The 19,437-nt window shown below is 60.4% G+C and carries 18 protein-coding genes and 1 pseudogene; 10 read left to right on the forward strand and 9 right to left on the reverse strand.

From position 1 onward, the window contains the following. The first annotated feature begins 179 nt into the window (after positions 1–179). From gap to secG, 4 genes are all read left to right on the forward strand, one after another. Positions 180–1,187, forward strand: a complete 1,008-nt coding sequence (gene gap, locus AS189_RS11020; RefSeq protein WP_062293476.1) for a type I glyceraldehyde-3-phosphate dehydrogenase — start codon at positions 180–182, stop codon at positions 1,185–1,187. A gap of 13 nt (positions 1,188–1,200) precedes the next feature. Beyond that, positions 1,201–2,439, forward strand: a complete 1,239-nt coding sequence (locus tag AS189_RS11025) for a phosphoglycerate kinase (protein WP_062288686.1) — start codon at positions 1,201–1,203, stop codon at positions 2,437–2,439. A 111-nt stretch (positions 2,440–2,550) separates the two neighbouring features. Continuing rightward, positions 2,551–3,366 carry a triose-phosphate isomerase gene (gene tpiA, locus AS189_RS11030; protein WP_062288689.1) on the forward strand — a complete coding sequence of 272 codons (816 nt, stop codon included), beginning with the start codon at positions 2,551–2,553 and terminating at the stop codon, positions 3,364–3,366. Positions 3,367–3,489: 123 nt separating this feature from the next. Continuing rightward, positions 3,490–3,762: a preprotein translocase subunit SecG gene (gene secG / locus AS189_RS11035; protein ID WP_424580456.1), complete on the forward strand. Its 273-nt coding sequence runs from the start codon at positions 3,490–3,492 to the stop codon at positions 3,760–3,762. A gap of 82 nt (positions 3,763–3,844) precedes the next feature. Here secG and pgl read toward each other — a convergent pair whose 3' ends face one another. The 6 genes from pgl to tkt all read right to left on the reverse strand — a co-directional run bounded on the left by pgl (position 3,845) and on the right by tkt (position 12,174). Continuing rightward, a complete protein-coding gene (gene pgl / locus AS189_RS11040) occupies positions 3,845–4,648 on the reverse strand; it encodes a 6-phosphogluconolactonase (protein WP_062288693.1) in 804 nt (267 codons plus the stop codon). After that, positions 4,645–5,586 (reverse strand): glucose-6-phosphate dehydrogenase assembly protein OpcA, encoded by a 942-nt coding sequence (locus AS189_RS11045; protein ID WP_062288697.1) that lies wholly within the window; start codon positions 5,584–5,586, stop codon positions 4,645–4,647. Before AS189_RS11045 ends, pgl begins: the two co-directional genes overlap by 4 nt. Beyond that, entirely contained in the window at positions 5,583–7,127 is a 1,545-nt protein-coding gene (zwf, locus tag AS189_RS11050; protein WP_062288699.1) for a glucose-6-phosphate dehydrogenase, read from the reverse strand. Before zwf ends, AS189_RS11045 begins: the two co-directional genes overlap by 4 nt. A gap of 16 nt (positions 7,128–7,143) precedes the next feature. After that, on the reverse strand, positions 7,144–8,781 hold the full coding sequence (locus AS189_RS11055) for a glucose-6-phosphate isomerase (protein WP_062288701.1): 1,638 nt from the start codon (positions 8,779–8,781) through the stop codon (positions 7,144–7,146). 5 nt (positions 8,782–8,786) lie between these two features. Beyond that, on the reverse strand, positions 8,787–9,908 hold the full coding sequence (tal, locus tag AS189_RS11060) for a transaldolase (protein ID WP_062288706.1): 1,122 nt from the start codon (positions 9,906–9,908) through the stop codon (positions 8,787–8,789). Positions 9,909–10,047: 139 nt separating this feature from the next. Continuing rightward, a complete protein-coding gene (gene tkt / locus AS189_RS11065) occupies positions 10,048–12,174 on the reverse strand; it encodes a transketolase (RefSeq protein ID WP_062293483.1) in 2,127 nt (708 codons plus the stop codon). 434 nt (positions 12,175–12,608) lie between these two features. Here tkt and AS189_RS11070 point away from each other — a divergent pair, with 434 nt between their 5' ends. Further along, complete coding sequence (locus AS189_RS11070; protein WP_062293486.1) at positions 12,609–13,580, forward strand: heme o synthase; 972 nt, start codon at positions 12,609–12,611, stop codon at positions 13,578–13,580. Between the two features lie 419 nt (positions 13,581–13,999). Here AS189_RS11070 and AS189_RS11075 read toward each other — a convergent pair. Beyond that, a pseudogene (locus AS189_RS11075) lies at positions 14,000–14,612 on the reverse strand (recombinase family protein). 128 nt (positions 14,613–14,740) lie between these two features. Between AS189_RS11075 and AS189_RS11080 the strand changes: the two are divergent. The 5 genes from AS189_RS11080 to AS189_RS11100 all read left to right on the forward strand — a co-directional run bounded on the left by AS189_RS11080 (position 14,741) and on the right by AS189_RS11100 (position 17,691). Then, a complete protein-coding gene (locus tag AS189_RS11080) occupies positions 14,741–15,199 on the forward strand; it encodes a recombinase family protein (protein WP_272946753.1) in 459 nt (152 codons plus the stop codon). Positions 15,200–15,299: 100 nt separating this feature from the next. After that, positions 15,300–15,851 carry a DUF2127 domain-containing protein gene (locus tag AS189_RS11085; RefSeq protein WP_062288709.1) on the forward strand — a complete coding sequence of 184 codons (552 nt, stop codon included), beginning with the start codon at positions 15,300–15,302 and terminating at the stop codon, positions 15,849–15,851. Positions 15,852–15,906: 55 nt separating this feature from the next. Continuing rightward, positions 15,907–16,119, forward strand: coding sequence for a hypothetical protein (locus AS189_RS11090; RefSeq protein WP_129587245.1), 213 nt, complete (start codon positions 15,907–15,909; stop codon positions 16,117–16,119). Between the two features lie 103 nt (positions 16,120–16,222). Continuing rightward, positions 16,223–16,585 (forward strand): ArsR/SmtB family transcription factor, encoded by a 363-nt coding sequence (locus tag AS189_RS11095; protein ID WP_062288715.1) that lies wholly within the window; start codon positions 16,223–16,225, stop codon positions 16,583–16,585. Continuing rightward, the gene (locus AS189_RS11100) at positions 16,582–17,691 is read left to right on the forward strand and encodes a cation diffusion facilitator family transporter (protein WP_082634236.1); all 1,110 of its coding nucleotides are present in this window, start codon (positions 16,582–16,584) and stop codon (positions 17,689–17,691) included. Before AS189_RS11095 ends, AS189_RS11100 begins: the two co-directional genes overlap by 4 nt. 169 nt (positions 17,692–17,860) lie before the next feature. Here the strand turns inward: AS189_RS11100 and AS189_RS11105 are convergent, their stop codons facing one another. Further along, positions 17,861–18,583 carry a divalent metal cation transporter gene (locus AS189_RS11105; RefSeq protein WP_062288717.1) on the reverse strand — a complete coding sequence of 241 codons (723 nt, stop codon included), beginning with the start codon at positions 18,581–18,583 and terminating at the stop codon, positions 17,861–17,863. Continuing rightward, a complete protein-coding gene (locus AS189_RS11110) occupies positions 18,540–19,313 on the reverse strand; it encodes an NRAMP family divalent metal transporter (protein WP_062288720.1) in 774 nt (257 codons plus the stop codon). Before AS189_RS11110 ends, AS189_RS11105 begins: the two co-directional genes overlap by 44 nt. Positions 19,314–19,437: the final 124 nt, after the last annotated feature.

Here is a 19,437-nt window from a genome sequence, read left to right on the forward strand (position 1 = left end):
CCCGCTCCGTAAAATTTACGGGGCGGGCACCATGGAACGTAATATAGATCACGGTGCACGCTTTAGTGCTGTGTGCCAGTAAAAAATCTCTGCCCAATGTCGTGCGGGAAATAGTGGTTGAAGGTGACCTTCAACCTGTCTACGTGTGTTCCATTGTGAGCACCAAGGAGAGAGAACAAGTGACTACTCGTATTGGTATTAACGGGTTCGGCCGCATTGGCCGCAACTACTTCCGCGCCGCTTTGGCTCAGGGTGCAGACATTGAGATCGTTGCAGTCAACGACCTCACCAGCCCCGAAGCGCTGGCCCACCTGCTCAAGTACGACTCCGTAAACGGCCGCCTGTCCGTTTCCGTTGAGGTTGTTGACGGTCACCTCGTTGTTGATGGCAAGACCATCACCGTTTTGGCTGAGCGCGATCCCGCCAACCTCCCCTGGGGAGAGCTGGGCGTAGACATCGTCATCGAATCCACCGGTTTCTTCACCAAGGCTGCTGCCGCTCAGAAGCACATTGATGCAGGCGCCAAGAAGGTCCTCATCTCCGCTCCGGCATCCGATGAAGACATCACGATCGTTTTGGGCGTCAATGACGATCTCTACGATCCGGCTGCGCACCACATCATCTCCAACGCATCCTGCACCACCAACTGCCTGGGCCCGCTGGCCAAGGTGCTGAACGACAACTTCGGCCTGGAGCGCGGTCTCATGACCACCATCCACGCCTACACTGCCGATCAGAACCTGCAGGACGGTCCCCACAGCGACCTTCGCCGTGCCCGTGGTGCTGCCATCAACATGATCCCGACCTCCACCGGTGCCGCCAAGGCTATCGGCCTGGTTCTGCCGGAGCTCAAGGGCAAGCTCGATGGTTACGCCATTCGCGTACCCGTCCCCACCGGTTCAGCAACGGATTTGACCGCAACAGTGAGCCGCGAGGTCACCGTTGAAGAAGTCAACGCTGCCTACAAGGCTGCCGCAGCTGAAGGCAAGCTTGCCGGTTACCTGACCTACACCGAAGACCCGATCGTGTCCTCGGACATCGTTGGCGACCCGTCCTCGTCCATCTTTGACTCGGGCCTGACCAAGGTCATCGGCAACCAGGTCAAGGTTGTTTCCTGGTACGACAACGAGTGGGGCTACTCCAACCGCCTGGTCGACTTGACCGAACTCGTCGCTTCGAAGCTCTAAGGCCTAGGCGAGAATGACTCTTCACACCCTCAGCGAACTCATCGATGAAGGTGTCCGCGGGCGGTACGTTCTGGTCAGAAGTGACCTGAACGTGCCGCTCGACGGCTCTAACGTCAGTGACGATGGACGCATCAAGGCGTCGATCCCCGTTATCTCTGCCCTGGCTAACGCCGGTGCCCGTGTTCTGGTCAGTGCCCACTTGGGCCGGCCCAAGGGTGCCCCCGAAGCCAAGTACTCCTTGGCTCCTGCGGTGGCTCGCTTGGCCGAGCTGGCACCGGAACTCAACGCCACACTCGCTGCAGACACCACCGGCCCGGCCGCTGTGGCTGCTGCTGCCGAGTTGGCTGACGGCTCGGTACTGGTCCTGGAAAACGTGCGCTTCGATGCTCGCGAAACGTCCAAGGACGACGGCGAACGGGCGGCTTTCGCTGCCGAGCTCGCCTCCCTGACTGGTACCAACGGCGCTTATGTGGACGATGCTTTTGGTGCCGTCCACCGCAAGCACGCCAGTGTCTACGACATTGCCAAGGTGCTGCCGTCCTACCAGGGCGATCTGGTGCGCACGGAACTGGAGGTCCTGCGCAAGCTGACCACCGAGTCCGAGCGTCCCTATGTGGTTGTTCTGGGTGGGTCCAAGGTTTCGGACAAGCTGGCTGTCATTGACAACCTGATTGGCAAGGCCGATTCCATCTTGGTTGGCGGCGGCATGCTGTTCACCTTCCTCGCGGCCCAGGGCCACAAGGTTGGCGCTTCTTTGCTGGAAGTTGACCAGATCCCCGTGGTACAGGATTACCTGGCCCGCGCCGAAGCGGCTGGCACCACGTTTGTGTTGCCCACCGACGTCGTTGTAGCCGCAGGTTTTGCTGCAGATGCAGCACATGAAGTAGTTGCTGCACAATCCATTGAAAGCAGCAGCTTCGGCGCCGCTGGCCTTGGCTTGGACATTGGACCGGATTCCGGTGCAGCGTTTGCTGCTGCGATCTCCGGTGCGAAGACCGTGTTCTGGAATGGCCCGATGGGTGTCTTTGAGTTCCCGGCTTTCGCTGGTGGAACGCGGGCAGTCGCCGGTGCACTTGCTGCTAACACGTCCAACGGTGGCTTCAACGTTGTTGGCGGTGGCGACTCCGCGTCGGCCGTTCGATCATTGGGTTTTGCTGATGACGCGTTTGGTCATATCTCCACCGGTGGCGGCGCCAGCCTGGAATTCCTTGAAGGTAAGGAACTCCCGGGTCTGATCGCACTCGACCGCTAAATGCACCACAGTGGCGGCGGGGTCTCCCCGCCGCCACTTTTTGCCGATTTCCCTATCGGCACTGTTGTGAAAAAAGTTTTACTCTAAGTAACGCAAGAAACGAGAGAAGCGATGACTACTTCAACGAACGGCAATTTTGACCGGACGCCGCTGATCGCAGGCAACTGGAAGATGAACATGGACCATGTCCAGGGCATCACCCTCCTGCAGAAGCTGGCCTGGACCCTGTCCGATGCCCGCCACGATTTTGACCGAGTGGAAGTTGCAGTCTTCCCTCCCTTCACCGACCTGCGCGGTGTCCAGACTTTGGTTCAGGGCGACAAGCTCAAGCTTGTGTACGGTGGACAGGATCTCTCCGATAAGGATTCAGGCGCCTACACCGGAGACATCTCTGGCGCCTTCCTGAACAAGCTCGGCTGCGCCTACGTCCTGGTTGGCCACAGCGAACGCCGAGAAATCCATGGCGAAAGCGACCAGCTGCTCAACGCCAAGGTCCAGGCCGCTTTCCGCAACGAGGTCACTCCCGTCCTCTGCGCCGGCGAAGGCCTTGAAATCCGCAAGGCCGGAACCCATGTAGAGCACACGCTCGCACAGGTTCGTGGCGGCGTTGCTGGCCTCACCGCCGAGCAGGCTGCACAGCTGGTCATTGCCTACGAGCCCGTCTGGGCCATTGGTACCGGCGAAGTTGCCGGCCCCGAAGATGCGCAGGAAATGTGCGCAGCCATCCGCGCCGAGCTCGTGGAACTCTTCGATGCTGAGACCGCTGCCAAGACTCGTCTGCTCTACGGCGGATCAGTCAAGGCCAACAACGTGGGCGCCATCATGGCCGAGCGCGATGTTGACGGTGTTTTGGTAGGTGGAGCCAGCCTCGATGCCGGCGAGTTTGCCAGCATTGCTCGCTTTGAAAACCACCTCGTAACCAAGTAGCCGTATGCCGTGTCCATTCGCATTGTGTGGGTGGACACGGTTAGACTTGATTGCGGACGCAGGCATGGCCGCGCATTGATGCGCCTCACCCCTGTTCCATCACCTACTTGATTCACCATCATCATGTTCGAAAGGCCACACGTGGAAGCATTACAAATTGCCCTGCAGATCATCTTGGGTGTCACCAGCTTGTTGCTGACCCTGCTGATCTTGCTCCACAAGGGCCGTGGTGGCGGACTGTCTGACATGTTTGGCGGTGGCATGAGCTCCAACTTGGGCTCCTCCGGCGTGGCAGAACGCAACCTGAACCGCTTCACCGTAGTTCTAGGCATTGTCTGGGGCTTGGTCATCATTGGCCTAGGCCTGATCATGTCCTACGGAAACATCGGCGTCTAGTACCTAGAGCCAAGTAAAAGGTCCCCTCCGGCATGTTGCCGGAGGGGACCTTTTACTTGGCTCGCTTAGCTCAACGCTTCTGTCAGGACTCGCGGCGTGTCAGCGCCGAAGGAACTTTGGCTGCCGACGCTTCATCCAACAGCCACAGGGTCTTGTTGAGGCCACGTGCACCTGAGGCAGGAACCTGAACTTCACTCGCACCAGCCAAGCCCAAGCCCACAGCGGCAGCCTTATCGGCACCGGCAGCAACAATCCAGATTTCCTGGGCAGAGTTGATGGTTTCCAGCGTCAACGAAACGCGCAAGGGCGGTGGCTTGGGTGAGTTGCGAACCCCCACCACGGGGACACCTTTGGTGCGGATGCCCGCCAGCTCCGGGAACAACGATGCGATGTGCGCATCGGGACCCAGACCAAGCAGCAGAACATCAAAGCGGGGGACTACCGGAGCGTCTCCGGAGGCCTCGTCGTCGTTCTGCCATTCAGTCTTGGCCGCTATGGCCAGCTCCTGGGCATACTTGGCTACGGCTTCCTCGAGATCGGCAACAGTGTCCGAGGCGGCCATGGCATGGACGCGTGCCGGATCAACTGGAATATGGTTCAACAGCGCATCTGCTGCCTGGCCATAATTGCGGTCCTCCGAAGCGGTCTCAACAAACCTGTCGTCGCCAAACCAGAAGTTGACTTTGCTCCAGTCGACGGCCAAATGAGCCGGCGACTTGGCAACTTCACGCAATGTGGCAATACCTACGCTACCGCCGGTCAAGACAACAGTTGCCTCGCCACGTTCGCCCTGGACATCCAATAGCCGCGTGATCAGACGTGCGGCCGTGGTGGCGGCCAGTACATCGAAGGAGGGATGCGTGGTGATGCGGACGTTCTTGCTCATGCCTTGACTACCTTCTCTTCGGCCAACAGCTTGGGCAGGCCCAAGGTGATAACTTCACCAAAGACCAAGTCGGGATCCAGTCGACGCAATTCCTCAGCCAAGCAGTCCTGCAAGGAACGCCGAGGCAAGGAGATCTTCTGTTCCGGCTGACCCGGCTGTAGCAGTGTTGCTTCCAAGGAACCCGGTCGGGTCAATTCAACATTGCCGTTGTGGCGCTCCATGACCACCCTACGGATGCCGGTGCCACTGGGATCTTCGGTTACCGTGATCGGCACGTTCAAGGCGCGGTGCAGCCACGCCGCCAGCAGCAATGTGCTGGGGGAATCGCTGGCGCCCTCCACCTGAAGGCCGGTGATGGGATCCGATCCATCGTACTGATCCAAGGCAGCCGCCAACTGCACACGCCAGTTGGTCAAGCGAGTCCACGCCAAATCCGTGTCACCGTCGGCGTAGGTCTGAGCGATGTGCTCAAGTGCGTCACGCGGGTCAGCGGAATTTGCTGAGTCGGTGATGCGGCGGTGCGCAATCCGGCCCACTGCTGATTTACTCGGTGATGCGGGAGCATCCGTATGCCACCAGGCAACGATCGGGGCGTCAGGCAAGAGCAACGCCGAGAGAACGGATTCGCTCTCAACAGCAAGCTCACCGGATCCACGGAGCACGATCACCTCGGAAGCACCGGCGTCACCGCCAACACGAATCTCGGCGTCCAGGCACGTCTTGTCCTCGGGCGAGCCCGCCGCGAGGACAATGATCCGGCACGGGTGCTCGCGGCTAGCCAAATTCGCAGCCTCAATGGCTTCTTCTTCGCGGCCGCGCTTAGTGATCACCACGAGTGTGAGTACGCGTCCCAAGGCCACAACGCCGCCTTGTTCGCGCATCTTCACGATGCGTTTGGTGATCTTGGACGTGGTTGTATTGGGGAGTTCAACGATCATGGTCGACGCCACGTCCTTCCATCACGCTTCAAGAGTTCGTCAGCGGAGGACGGGCCCCAGCTACCTGGTTCATAAGCTTCAGGCTGGATGCCTTCTGCTGCCCAGTATTCCTCGAACGGGTCAAGGATCTTCCAAGAAAGCTCAACTTCTTCATGGCGGGGGAACAACGGTGGTTCGCCTAGCAACACATCGAGAATGAGGCGTTCGTAAGCTTCAGGGCTGGATTCGGTGAACGCATGGCCGTAGCCAAAGTCCATCGTGACATCGCGGACTTCCATCTGCGTGCCCGGCACCTTGGAGCCGAAACGAATTGTTACACCCTCATCTGGCTGTACCCGGATAACTACGGCGTTCTGACCGAAGTCATCCTCGGCGTGGTCAGTGAACAGAAGGTTTGGTGCGCGCTTGAACACCACAGCAATTTCGGTCACACGGCGGCCCAGACGTTTTCCTGCACGCAGGTAGAACGGTGCGCCGGCCCAACGGCGAGTATTAATGTCCAAACGGATGGCGGCAAAGGTCTCCGTGGTGGAGTCGGCAGGAATGCCTTCTTCTTCCAGGTAACCCAGAACCTGCTCACCACCCTGCCAGCCACCAGCGAATTGGCCGCGTGCAGAGTGAGCGGAGAGATCCTCAGGCAGCTTCACAGCGGCGAGGACCTTTTCCTTCTCGGCCCGCAAATGATCGGCATTGAAGGAAATGGGTTCCTCCATGGCCGTCAAGGCCAGCAACTGTAGCAAATGGTTTTGGATTACGTCACGGGCTGCGCCCACGCCGTCATAGTAACCAGCGCGGCCACCGGTGCCGATGTCCTCGGCCATAGTGATCTGCACATGGTCAACATAGTTTGCGTTCCACAGCGGCTCAAAGAGCTGGTTGGCGAAACGCAGGGCAAGGATGTTTTGAACGGTTTCCTTGCCCAGATAGTGGTCAATCCGGAACACGGCGTCGGCCGGGAATACTGATTCAACAATGTCGTTCAGGGCCCTGGCAGATTTGAGATTATGGCCAAACGGCTTCTCAATAACTACCCGGCGCCAGGTCTCCGTAGGGCCCTGAGCGAGGCCGTGCTGCGAGAGCTGACGGCAGACAAGCTCAAAAGCCTTGGGTGGAATGGAGAGATAGAAGGCGTGGTTGCCGCGGGTACCGCGGGTTTCATCCAGCTCGGAAAGGGTGGCCCTGAGGCGTTCAAAGGCGGCGTCTTCATCAAACTCACCTTGAACAAAGCGAATTCCTTCGCTGAGCTGGTTCCACACAGTCTCATCAAACGGCGTGCGGCAGTGAGCCTCAACCGAGGCCCTTACCTCTGCCGCAAATTCCGTGTCGGACCAGGCTCGGCGGCCAAAGCCAACAAGGGCAAAGCTCGGCGGCAACAATCCGCGGTTTGCCAGGTCGTAGACGGCTGGCATGAGCTTTTTGCGAGAGAGGTCTCCAGTGACTCCAAAGAGTACTAGAGACGAGGGACCCGCAACCCGGGACAGTCGCCGATCGCGACTGTCCCGGAGCGGGTTTTCATTTTGTGATGTGGCAGAGGTTGGCATCTTAAGAGAGGTAGCCTTATGCGTCTAAGTGACGGCCGGCAAGTTCGGCCACCACAGTTTGAAGTTGAGCAACGCCGGCGACTACATCTGTCAGATGCAGTCGGAGTACCGGACATCCGTGGTCAGCGAGGACGGCTGCATCGCCTGCGGCCTGAGCTGCAATGAGCTCGCCGAAGCTAAACGGTCGTTCCGGAATAGCCAAGTCCGCAGTGGCGGCACCAGTCACCTGCAAGAACACACCGATGGCGGGGCCACCCTTGTGGAACTGGCCGGTGGAGTGCAGGAAGCGCGGGCCCCAGCCGAAGGTGACGGGGCGGGCGGAGTATGCGGCAAGCTCATTGCGCACAGACTCCAACGGTGCATTAGCCAAGCGGTCCAGGTACACCTGAATGCTCAGGTAACCGTCGGCGCCCAAGGTGCCTACCAGAGCAGCCAGTGCCTGGGGGAGGGTTTGTACCCCGGCCAGCCATTCGGCGTCGTTGTTGGCAGTGCGAACTTCTACCGCACCGTCGGTGAACAGCGCAGGGGTCGTGGCAGGAGTGGCGTCCAGCAGGCCGCGAGCAGCTACCTTGGCAGCCTCAACGTCAGGCTGGTCAAAGGGATTGATGCCCAGCAGGCGACCGGCAACGGCTGTGGCAAATTCCCACACCATCATCTGGGCGCCCAGGTCACCGGCGATGCTGACCTCGTTTTCACGAAGTTCCACGTCGGCGTCCCCGGCTACCAAGCGCACCACCAAAACGTCGGTTGCACCGCCTGTGACCTCGGGGGAATCGGGATCAGCCACGACAGGGAGCACGCCCGTGCCGAGCTTGCCAGTTGATTCGGCAATAAGCTGTTCGGCCCAGTCCGCGAAGCCCACAATGCCTGAGCCCTCATCAACTATGACAATCTTGTTGCGCAACGGCGAGGTACCACCCAAGGCTGCGGCGAGGCGCAAGCCGACGTTGTCCACGTCGTCATCGCGCAGCATCTCGCCGGCTTCCTCAGCGGAATCCAGCAAGGACACAAGGTCCACGCCAGCCAAGCCCGAGGGCACCAAACCGAAAGCGGTCAGGCCCGAGTAGCGGCCACCTACGTTGGGGTCTGCGTTGAATACCTTGCGGTAGCCAGCTTCACGTGCCGAACCGTCCAAGGGCGAACCCGGGTCGGTGACAATGATGATGCGTGACTTGGCGTCGATGCCGGCAGCTGTGAATTCCTGCTCGAAGATGCGGCGCTGGGAATCAGTTTCCAGTGTGGATCCGGACTTGGAGGAGACCACAATAGCCGTGGTGGCCAAGCGGTCACTGATAGCTGCACGAACCTGGCCCGGATCGGTGCTGTCCAGGACGGTGAGTTCAACACCGGCAGTTGCCGTGATGACCTCAGGAGCTAGCGAGGAGCCGCCCATGCCGCATAGCACAATGTGGTTGACGCCTTCGGCGCGCAGTTCATCGCGTAGGGCGGTGATGTCTTCGATCAGAGCGGCGGAGACCTCAGGTGCCTCGACCCAGCCAAGACGGATGGCTGACTCGGACTCGGCGTCCGGACCCCACAGGGTGGCGTCCTTGGCGAATACGCGTGAAGCTACCTGGTCTGCCACGAGCGTCAGCAGCTGCGCCTCGCCGGCAGCCTTAGCGGCTCCGGTGGCGGTAAATGCCAGTGCTGTCATGGCCGTCAGCCTTCCGCGCCGGCAGCGTCAAGAGCAACCTGAACGTGGTTCAAGAGGTCTTTCCAGCTGGCAACGAATTTGTCCAAGCCTTCGGTTTCCAGAACGCCCACAACATCGTTGTAGGAGATGCCGAGGCCCTCGAGCTTGTTCAGGAGAGCGTTCGATTCCTCGTAGGTGCCCGTGATGGTGTCACCGGTGACCACGCCGTGATCGAAGGTTGCATCGAGGGTCTTTTCCGGCATGGTGTTGACCACGTGTGCGGCGACCAGCTCGGTGACGTACATGGTGTCCGGGTAGGCCGGGTTCTTCACGCCGGTGGAGGCCCACAGTGGACGCTGGGGGAGTGCACCGGCTTCAGCCAACACGGCCCAACGCTCCGAGGAGAAGACTTCCTCGAATGCCTGGTATGCCAAGCGGGCGTTGGCCAGTCCGGCCTTGCCCTTCAGGGCTGCTGCTTCTTCGGTGCCAATGGCGTCGAGTCGGTTGTCGATTTCCAGGTCAACGCGGGAAACGAAGAAGGAGGCCACAGAGTGGATCTCGGCCAGGTTGTGGCCGTTGGTCTTTGCCAGCTCCAGGCCGCTGAGGAATGCGTTCATGACGGCGCGGTAGCGGTCCAGTGAGAAGATCAGGGTGACGTTGACGCTGATGCCTTCGCCCAAGGTTGCCGTGATGGCTTCGAGGCCTTCAAGGGTTGCCGGGATCTTGATCAGGACGTTCTTCTTGTTGACCTTGGCGTAGAGGCGCTTGGCCTCGGCAATGGTGCCCTCGGTGTCCCAAGCCTTGCGCGGATCAACTTCGATGGACACACGGCCGTCAACGCCAGCGGTGGAATCGTAGATGGGAGCGAAGATATCGCAACCGTCTGCAACGTCTGCTGTGGTGAGTTCAAAGACTGCATCTTCGGCGTTGATGCCGGCGGCGGAGAACTTGGCCAGCTCGGACTTGTAGTCATCGCTCTTGGTGATGGCTGCTTCGAAAATACTGGGGTTGGTGGTGACGCCAACAACGTTCTTTTCTGCGATCAGGGCAGAAAGGTTGCCGCTGCTGATCCGGCTGCGGGAGAGATCATCGAGCCAGATGGACACGCCTGCGGCGGAGACGGCTGCGGTGGGAGTTGAGTTAGTCATTGTGCTACTTCCTTGTGTTCCTTGTGGATTAAGGCCCTGCAATTAATAGCGTTGCAGGTGAGAGGTTGTATTCCCGAAGGCCGGCGTCAGGAGATGCGGTGTGCCGGCCTTCGGGAATACGGGTGTGACGTGCGGTCGATTAAGCGTTAACCGTTGCGATGGAGTCCTTGGCAGCAGCTGTCACTGCTTCGGTGGTGATGCCGAACTTCTCGAACAGGATCTTGTAGTCAGCGGAGGCGCCGAAGTGCTCCAAGGAGATGGAACGGCCTGCGTCGCCAACGAACTCGCGCCAACCCAGTGCCAAGCCAGCTTCGACCGAGACACGGGCCTTGACGCCTGCGGGCAATACTGATTCGCGGTATTCCGGGCTCTGAGCGTTGAACCACTCAACACACGGCATGGAGACAACGCGGGCGGCGATGCCATCAGCAGCGAGAGCTTCGCGGGCCTCAACAGCCAGCTGAACTTCGGAACCGGTGGCGATCAGGATGACAGCGGGGGTGACCACTGCGCCGTCGGACACGGCCTCTGCCAAAACGTAGCCGCCGTTGGCGACCAAGTCTGCGGAACCAAACTCGGTGGCGGTAGCTGCGCCAGCGCCACGGGAGTACGTGGGGATGTTCTGACGTGTCAGCACAATGCCGGCCGGGTTGTCAGTGGTTTCCAGAATCTTCTTCCAGGAAGCCGCAACTTCATTGGAATCACCGGGGCGGACAACGTCCAAGCCCGGGATGGCGCGCAGGCTCGAGAGCTGCTCGACAGGCTGGTGAGTGGGGCCGTCTTCGCCCAAGCCGATGGAATCGTGCGTCCATACGTAGATGGAGGGTACGCCCATCAGTGCCGAAAGGCGGATGGCCGGGCGCTGGTAGTCGCTGAAGATCAAGAACGTGCCGGAGAAGGCGCGTGTGGGGCCGCTGAGGTGGATGCCGTTCACAATGGAGGCGGCGGCGTGCTCACGGATACCAAAGTGAAGGACGCGGCCGTAGGGGCCACCTGACCAGGTCTCGGTCTGCTTGGAAGCAGGCACGAACGATCCGGCACCGTCAATGGTGGTGTTGTTGGAACCAGCCAGGTCGCAGGAACCGCCCCAGAGTTCAGGCAGTACGGCGCCAATGGAGTTCAGCACCTTGCCCGATGCTGCGCGGGTGGAGACAGCCTTGCCGCCTTCGAAGACGGGGAGGTTTTCTTCCCAGCCGGCAGGCAGTTCCTTCTTCTGGATGCGCTCCAGCAAAGCAGCGTTTTCCGGGTTAGCAGCAGCCCAGGCGTTGAAGTTGGTGTTCCACTCTTCGTGAGCAGCGGCACCGCGGTCTACTACCGCACGTGCATGCTCCAGAACGGCGGGCTCTACGTCGAAGCTCTTCTCCGGGTTGAAGCCCAGAACTTCCTTGACAGCAGCAACTTCAGCAGCGCCCAGAGCGGAGCCGTGGATGGCGCCGGTGTTCTGCTTCTTGGGGGCCGGGAAGCCAATGATGGTACGCAGGGAGATCAAGGAAGGCTTGGTTGTCTCGGCCTTGGCTGCGGCCAAAGCGGCGTGCAGTTCTGCAACGTCTTCGACGTATTCGCCCGTCTTGGTCCAGTCAACGCGCTGGACGTGCCAGCCATAGGCTTCGTAGCGCTTGAGGACATCTTCGGAGTAGGCGATGTTGGTGTCGTCTTCAATGGAGATGTGGTTGGAGTCGTAGACAACAACCATGTTGCCCAGTTCCTGGTGGCCGGCAAGGCTGGAAGCCTCGCTGGTCACGCCTTCCTGGAGGTCGCCGTCGGAAGCAATGACCCAGACAGTGTGGTCGAACGGGCTGGTGCCGGGGGCGGCCTCGGGATCGAGCATGCCGCGCATGCGGCGCTGCGAGTAGGCGAAGCCAACAGCCGAAGCCAGGCCCTGGCCCAACGGGCCGGTGGTGATCTCGACTCCAGCGGTGTGCTTGTACTCGGGGTGCCCGGGGGTCAACGATCCCCAGGTGCGCAGGGCCTCCAAGTCGGAGAGCTCTAGGCCGTAGCCGGAGAGGAACAGCTGCACATAGAGTGTCAGCGAGGTGTGGCCGGGGGAGAGGATGAAGCGGTCGCGGCCAATCCAGTCGGGGTTCTTCGGATCAATCCGCATGACCTTCTGGAACAACAAGTACGCGGCCGGAGCCAGTGACATGGCTGTTCCGGGGTGGCCGTTGCCCACCTTCTCAACGGCGTCAGCGGCCAAAATGCGTGCGGTGTCTACTGCGCGCTGATCGTTGGCGGTCCAGGTGAACGTTGGCAAATCCTGATGTGACACTGACAGGTCCCTCTCGTTATGTGCATAAATAATGCAGGTGCGGGCGACTTGAACGCAACCGGTTGCCTTGAGGTATCCGGCGCACGCTGCTGGCTCCGCACTGCGGTGGTGCTTCAGCAGTTGCAAGCTTAGTCGCACGGTAGTGTGACCACTAAAATCTCATGCCATTAGGCAATTCTAAAGTTACACGATGTAGTACCCGGAACGTGATTAGTTTTGACATGTTGCGAAGAGTTGGAGCCGGTCTTGACAATGGCCGTTTTCGCTCTTCTATAGGGCAATCCGCTATGATGATTAGAGGTTTATGACGTCTGTGACGCGCCGGTGACGTGCCTGTTCGCGGGCGAGCTGGGCGAGGCTGGCGTAACAGCGACATCCGGCGCAATAATTGCGGCCCGGATGTAAACGGCACTAAAGACAACAATGAAAACATGGTGACATTACACGTGAGTGCGACACATAGCCCGGCAACTGGGGCTTCGGCCAAAGTTTCGCTTAGTTTCTCGGACAAGGCCAAGGGATATGTGGCGCTGACCAAGCCCCGGGTTGTTGAGCTTCTCCTGGTCACCACCTTGCCGACCATGTTTTACGCGCAGGGTTTTTCGGGCAAGAGCGGCGTTCCCAGCCTGTGGCTGATGTTGGCCACCATGGTGGGTGGCGCACTGGCCGCCGGTGCTGCGGGAGCGTTCAACTGCTACATTGACCGCGATATTGACAAGGTCATGAACCGCACGTCCAAGCGGCCTTTGGTGACCGGCGTCATCACACCCCGCGAGGCTCTGATCTTCTCCTGGGTGCTCACCGTCATTGCGGTTGCCTTACTGTGGAGTGTGAATCCGCTCACAGGAATGTTGGGTGTGGGGGCCATCTTTGTTTACGTGGTCGTCTACTCCATCATCCTCAAGCGCCGCACCTCACAGAACATTGTCTGGGGCGGAGCCGCTGGCTGTTTCCCGGTCCTGATCGCCTGGTCTGCTGTCACTAACACCGTTCAGTGGCCCGCCATCATCCTCTTCATGGTCATCTTCCTCTGGACCCCGCCGCACTACTGGCCGCTGTCCATGCGCTACAGCGACGACTACAACGCCGTCAACGTCCCCATGCTCGGGGCCGTGGCCGGTTCCCGCACCGTTGCCGTCCAGGTTGTCCTCTACACCTGGGCGATGGTGGTTTGTTCGCTGCTGATGATTCCACTCGGTGGCGCTGGCATTGTCTACACGGTGGTGGCCCTCGCTGCAGGTGCCTGGTTCTTGTACGAGGCCCACGTCCTCTACAACAATTCGAAGAAAGACCTCGTGACGAAGAAGAACGCCATGAAGGTGTTCCATGTTTCCATCAGCTACCTGACGCTGGTATTCCTGTCGCTGGCTGTGGACCCGTTTGTTGGTTCCGCCTTGATGGGCTGATCTTCCTCACTCGCTGCACGCGCAGAATGTTGCGCACACGGCACCGCACGACGCCGGCTGGCACCTTCCCCACGGAAGGAGCCGGCCGTTGTTGGTTAAGTTCTCAGCCCGGGAGGCTGTGTCCGGTCCGGCCCCGTCCATTCTGCTCTGCCGTCGAGTGTCCAGTTAATGTCGTTATGAGCGGTTTTCTGGGCCTGCAAGTGGCATTATCTGGACACTGACCGGGGAGTCAGGCTGTCATTTTCAGAAGCCGTCTGGTTGGGTCAGTCACGGCGCGCCCGTTGTCCTATTGCTGGGCTGGGTTTCGCCGTGGCTGCCCGCCGAACCGGACGTGCGACTCTCATCGCATCCGGCTCTCCATGTGTTATTTTTCCAAAGACGAGTGCACAAATTTCAGCAGCGGGTCCAACCTTCTGGCATCATTTCGAGTCTAGGAGTTTCTTCCCGTCCGCGCGCAGTTCACCTGACGGGGAGACATGGCGGTAGAGGGTTTGCCGCGTGACGCCAAGTTCCTCGCGCAGGGCGCCGACCTTTGTTTCCTTCTGTCCCATGGCTGCCATCGCCAGGCGGACCTTTGCCGAAGTCATTTTGTAGGGTCGCCCTCCCTTTCGGCCTCGGGCCCGCGCTGAGGCCAGGCCGGCGATGGTGCGTTCGGAGATCAGGGTTCGTTCAAACTCGGCGAGGGCGGCGAAGATCCCGAAGACGAGCTTGCCGGAGGCTGTGGTGGCGTCGATGGCGGAACCCTCGCCGGTGAGGACTTTCAGCCCGACGCCACGGTCCGTGAGGTCATGAACGGTGTTGACCAGGTGGCGCAGGTCCCGGCCCAGCCGGTCGAGCTTCGACACCAGCAGGGTGTCCTCGTCTCGCATCCCCTTCAAACAAGCCGCAAGTTCCGGACGGTCGTCCTTCTTGCCAGAGGCCTGGTCCTCGTAGAGGTTCAAGGAATCAACCCCGGCCGCAAGGAGCCCATCTCTTTGCAGATCGGTGCTTTGTGATCCGTCTGCTTTGGACAGCCGCATAGCCAATCAGCATGGCTTGTACTCCTTGTCATTTATACGATCGGATAAATGACAAGGAGTTCAATCGTATGTTGATCGGCTAATGCGCGCGTCTCGACCACGAAACAGGATCTAGGGCGCCAACTGGCCGCCCTAGCTAATCTGAGGGCCGGTGACGTTCTGGTGGTGCATACCTTAGACCGCCTGGGGCGGACCGTGCGCGACACCTTGAATATAATCCACGACCTGGCCCAGCGCGGTGTGGGTGTTCGAAACCTGGCAGACCCTATCCGGGTGCATTCATCCAACCCTGACGATCCCATGGGGCAGCTGGCCGTGGTCATGCTTGCTTTGTTTGGCCAGACGGAACGTACTTACGCCATCGAACGGGCAGCGCACGCCCGGGCCGTTGCGTCCGCTCCCGGACGGCGCACTGGCCGCCCCTCTGTCGTTTTACCGAATGATCTCGAACACGCCGCGCTGCTGCGGGCCAGCGGGAACACCATGGCGGAGATCCCCAACAAGACGGGGCTGACTCGATCCACCTTGTACCGGCATCTACCGGCCCGAGCAGGCAACGAATGGGGCAAAAAGAATCCACAAATGGTTGCAATGCAATAACTGATTGCACCGGTTAGGGCGGCTTGTTACAAAGTGAAATATCCGACACTAGGGTTTTGTCGAGCGCAGTAGTGGCCCGTGTTTGTGGGATTTGATGAGGATGAGGAAGGATGACGAACGTAAATACCCGCAGGACGTCCTGGACAAAACCTTCAAGGTCAGCCAGGTCCTGAAGGGTCTGGACGGGGTGCTGGAACTTATCGGAGGAATCCTCCTCCTGGGCTCTCCCGCACAGGTGGGCTCCTTGGTCCAGATCCTGACCCGGCATGAGCTCTCCGAAGATCCCCATGACCTCGTTGCTAGGGCCCTGATGCATTTGGCGGGGACCATGACCGTCTCTGCGACCCTGTTCGGGGCCATCTACTTGTTGTTGCACGGGCTTGTGAAGATCGCCCTGATCTGGGCGGTACTCAAGGACAAACTCTGGGCCTACCCGTGGATGATTGCCTTCCTGGGTGTTTTCATCCTTTACCAAAGCTACGAACTGGTGATTGCCTTTACTTGGGGCATGGTCTTGCTGACCGCCTTTGACAACTTCATCGTCTGGCTCACCATGCATGAATACCGGGCCCACCGTGCAAGGACGAAGTACACGGCTCTGGACGGGCAGCCAGCCGCCGAGGGTGTGACGCAACCAGAGACAACAGGATGATATCGGTCAAGGAATAATTGCCTCCCGATGGGATGACTGGTCAAACATCAACGCGATGGGAATTCCCTGTCTGATTGCGATCTCGATGACCCTGATCGCACTCATCGCCGCGGTGATGATCGGCTTCACCCTCCTCACCCTGCGCCGCGCCCGGCACCGTGGTGCCCTGCAGGCAAAGGTGCCGCCTCTACGGAACCGCAAAGCCGATCCACAAACACACCGCGCACCGAAGCAAGGTGGCGAAGAAACCGATCACCCTCTTAACTAGGCGGCACCCAGGAATTGCATCGAGTCCAGTCGACAGTCGGGCCATAGCCTGACCCGTCACGGTCAATGCGACACATGCAGTCGCTTAATGAGATTATGTGCGTATGAATGCAGATAAGAAGTCTTGCACATTGGATGTGGATAGCCAGTACGTGGAGTTGGCGGTGGAGATCTTTGCCATGCTGGCTGATGCCACCCGGGTGCGGATCATACTGGCCCTTCGCGACGGCGAGATGGCCGTGGGCGCGCTTGCCGAAGCCGTGGGCAAATCCCCTGCCGCCGTGTCGCAGCACCTGGCCAAAATGCGCCTGGCCCGCATCGTGTCCACCCGCCAGGACGGGACGAAGGTCATGTACCGGTTGGAGAACGAGCACGCACGCCAGCTGGTCGCTGACGCCATTTACCAGGCCGAGCACGCACTCGGCGGGATGCCCGCACACCACCGCGCAGGCCAGAGGACAGCATGAGCCCCGCCGGTAAGACAAACGACCACCGTCATGACGTGGAGCATGGGCACAGTCATCCCCATGATCCCCATGAGCACGGGCACCACGACGCCGACAGCCACGCCCACGCCGGACATTCTCACAAGCACCACTCCGGGTTCAAGGGGTGGCTGTTCGAGTTGTTCGTCCCGCACACCCATGACTCTGCAGACTCCATCGATGACGCCTTGGAGTCCAGTGTCAAGGGCGTCCGGGCCCTAAAGATCAGCCTCTTCATCCTGCTGGGCACCACCGTCCTGCAATTCCTGGTGGTCCTCATCAGCGGTTCAGTGGCGCTGCTGGCGGATACCATCCACAATTTCTCCGATGCCCTGACGGCCGTCCCGTTGTGGATTGCCTTCATCCTGGGCCGCCGCGCCGCAACCCGCCGCTACACCTTTGGGTTCGGGCGGGCCGAGGACCTCGCCGGCCTGTTCATCGTTGCGGTGGTCGCGCTGTCCGCCGTAGTTGCGGCCTGGCAGTCCATCGACCGGCTGTTCCATCCGCAACCTCTGCACAATCTGTGGTGGGTGCTGGCCGCCGGCGTCATTGGCTTCGCCGGGAACGAGGCCGTGGCCGTCTACCGGATCAGGGTGGGCCGGCAGATCGGTTCCGCGGCACTCGTGGCCGACGGCGTCCATGCTCGGATCGACGGGTTCACCTCGCTGGCCGTGGTGCTCGGTGCCGGCGGAGTCATGCTCGGCTTCCCACTGGCCGATCCGATCGTGGGCCTGCTCATTTCAGCGGCCATCATCGCCCTGCTGTGGGGCACCGTCAAAAGCATCGGCCGGCGGTTGATGGACGGGATCGAGCCCGGGCTCGTGGACCGTGCCGAATCAGCCCTGGCCAGCACGCCGGGAGTCCTGGCCGTGGACAACGTCCAGCTGCGGTGGGTGGGGCATCGGCTCCAGGGCGCCGCCACAGTGGTGGTGGTCGACGCCGCGTTGTCGGTGGTAGGTGAAATCATCCATTCCGCCGAACACCGGATTGGCCATGCCCTGCCGAAACTTGACCACTTCGCCATCCGTCCGACGACTGTCACAGAGGGGCCTGATCATGTCGGCGCGCAGCAGCCACATGGGCACTAAGCCGCCCGAGGAGGCGGAAGCCATGGCTGAAGCACTCGAGATGCAGTCCCGCATCCCCGGTCGCGGCAGCTTCACGGTAGCCAGGGATGCGGCGGCCATGCTTGGGGTGTTCGGCGGAACGCTGCACTGTTAAGTAGAAAGTGGCGGCTGCCGTAAACAGGGGCTGCACTTATCGCGGACGGAACCCAAGAATCCGCTTCGAGGGTGAGGTGAGGCTCGGGAAATCATGCCGCTTTCGGTTGGCTATGCCCCGGTGATGGTGAGCCACAGGCCTATGGCCCCGGCGATGCACATGAGCCCGGTTGTTCCCCAGCCCCAGGGTCGCGGCCAGTTTTCCATTTCGGTACTCGCCCATTAGCTTTCTGTCGCGGGCGATGAGCATTGTCACGATCAGGAATGGTCCGGCGGCAATGCCGTTAACGATCGCGCTGAGCACGAGTAGAGCGAAGGGGTCCGTGACCAAGACACTGAGTAGGATTCCTAGGATTGTGCCCGCGGCGAGAAGCGAATAGAAAAGGGGCGCATTCTTCAGGCTGCGTTGCAGACCCCAATTCTTGCCCAACAGTCCGGCCATCCCAGCAGAGCCGGAGGCTGCAAGTACGGGCACAGCCAGGATGCCGGATCCGATGAACCCGGCAGCGAACAGTAGAGTCGAGGCGCCCCCTGCGATGGGCTGGAGTGCTTTCGCGGCATCCGCTGCGCTGGTGATTCTTGTTCCGTGGATGCCAAGTGTCGCGGCGGTGGCGGCAATAATGGCGAACATGACGAGGACGGAGAACGCCATGCCGCTAAATACGTCGACACGGCTGTTGCGCTGTTTGCGTTTGGCCCCCGGTTTGCCCCGGTCCCTATGGGAGGGGGCGTCGTCGCCCCCGAGTTCCTCGCCCCGCATTTCTTCGATCCGGTGCGCGCTCTGCCAGAAAAACAGGTACGGGGGTGATGGTGGTGCCCAGCACAGCCACGGCCAATCCTAGGTAGCCGGGTTCGAATCGAAGCTGCAGACCGAGCATGCCCTGGAGTGCGTCGGGCCAATTGACGTTCGCGGCGAACAGCACGGCTACATAGGCCAATAGTGCCAGGCACAAGTACTTGAAGATTCTGGCAATCGCTTCGAAGGAGCCCACGATCAAGGTGGTCCCGATGGCGGCCCCGGCGATCGCACTCCACAAGGGTGCCGGCCCGGCACCGAGAAGCTGAACACCGTCACCGATGGCCACAAGGTCGGCAGCTATATTGAGGGTATTGGCCACGAGGAGGGCCGCGATAAGCACCCCGATGACTATGCTGGGCTGGCGTCCAAACTTGACCCTGACAAGTAAACCAAGACTTTTCCCGGTCGCCAACGCCGTGCGGTCACAGATTTCCTGCACCGCCATCATCAACGGCAGGGTAAGCGGCACGGTCCACAGCATGGAGTTCGAATAGGTGGCACCCGCCTGCGCATACGTCGCGATTCCTGACGGGTCATCATCGGAGGCGCCCGTCACAAGGCCCGGACCAAGGATCGAAAGGTAACGCACCACCGGTGAACGCTTCTTCGTGCGCGCCCCGGTTGCCTCGTCGGTCGCCGCCTCGTTCCCGAAGGGTTGGGGGTCCTCGGTTGATGCGCTGTCCGCGTCCATAACACTCCCTGAGGATGACCCCTGCTGGTGATGTCATCGTACGCCTTCAGCTCCACGATGACCTAGGTCTTGAAGACAGCACCCGCCCGACCACCCGACCACCTGTGGCGGGTGTGGCCCATCA

Origin of the sequence: Arthrobacter alpinus, from assembly GCF_001445575.1 — a bacterium.
Classification (GTDB): domain Bacteria; phylum Actinomycetota; class Actinomycetes; order Actinomycetales; family Micrococcaceae; genus Specibacter; species Specibacter alpinus_C.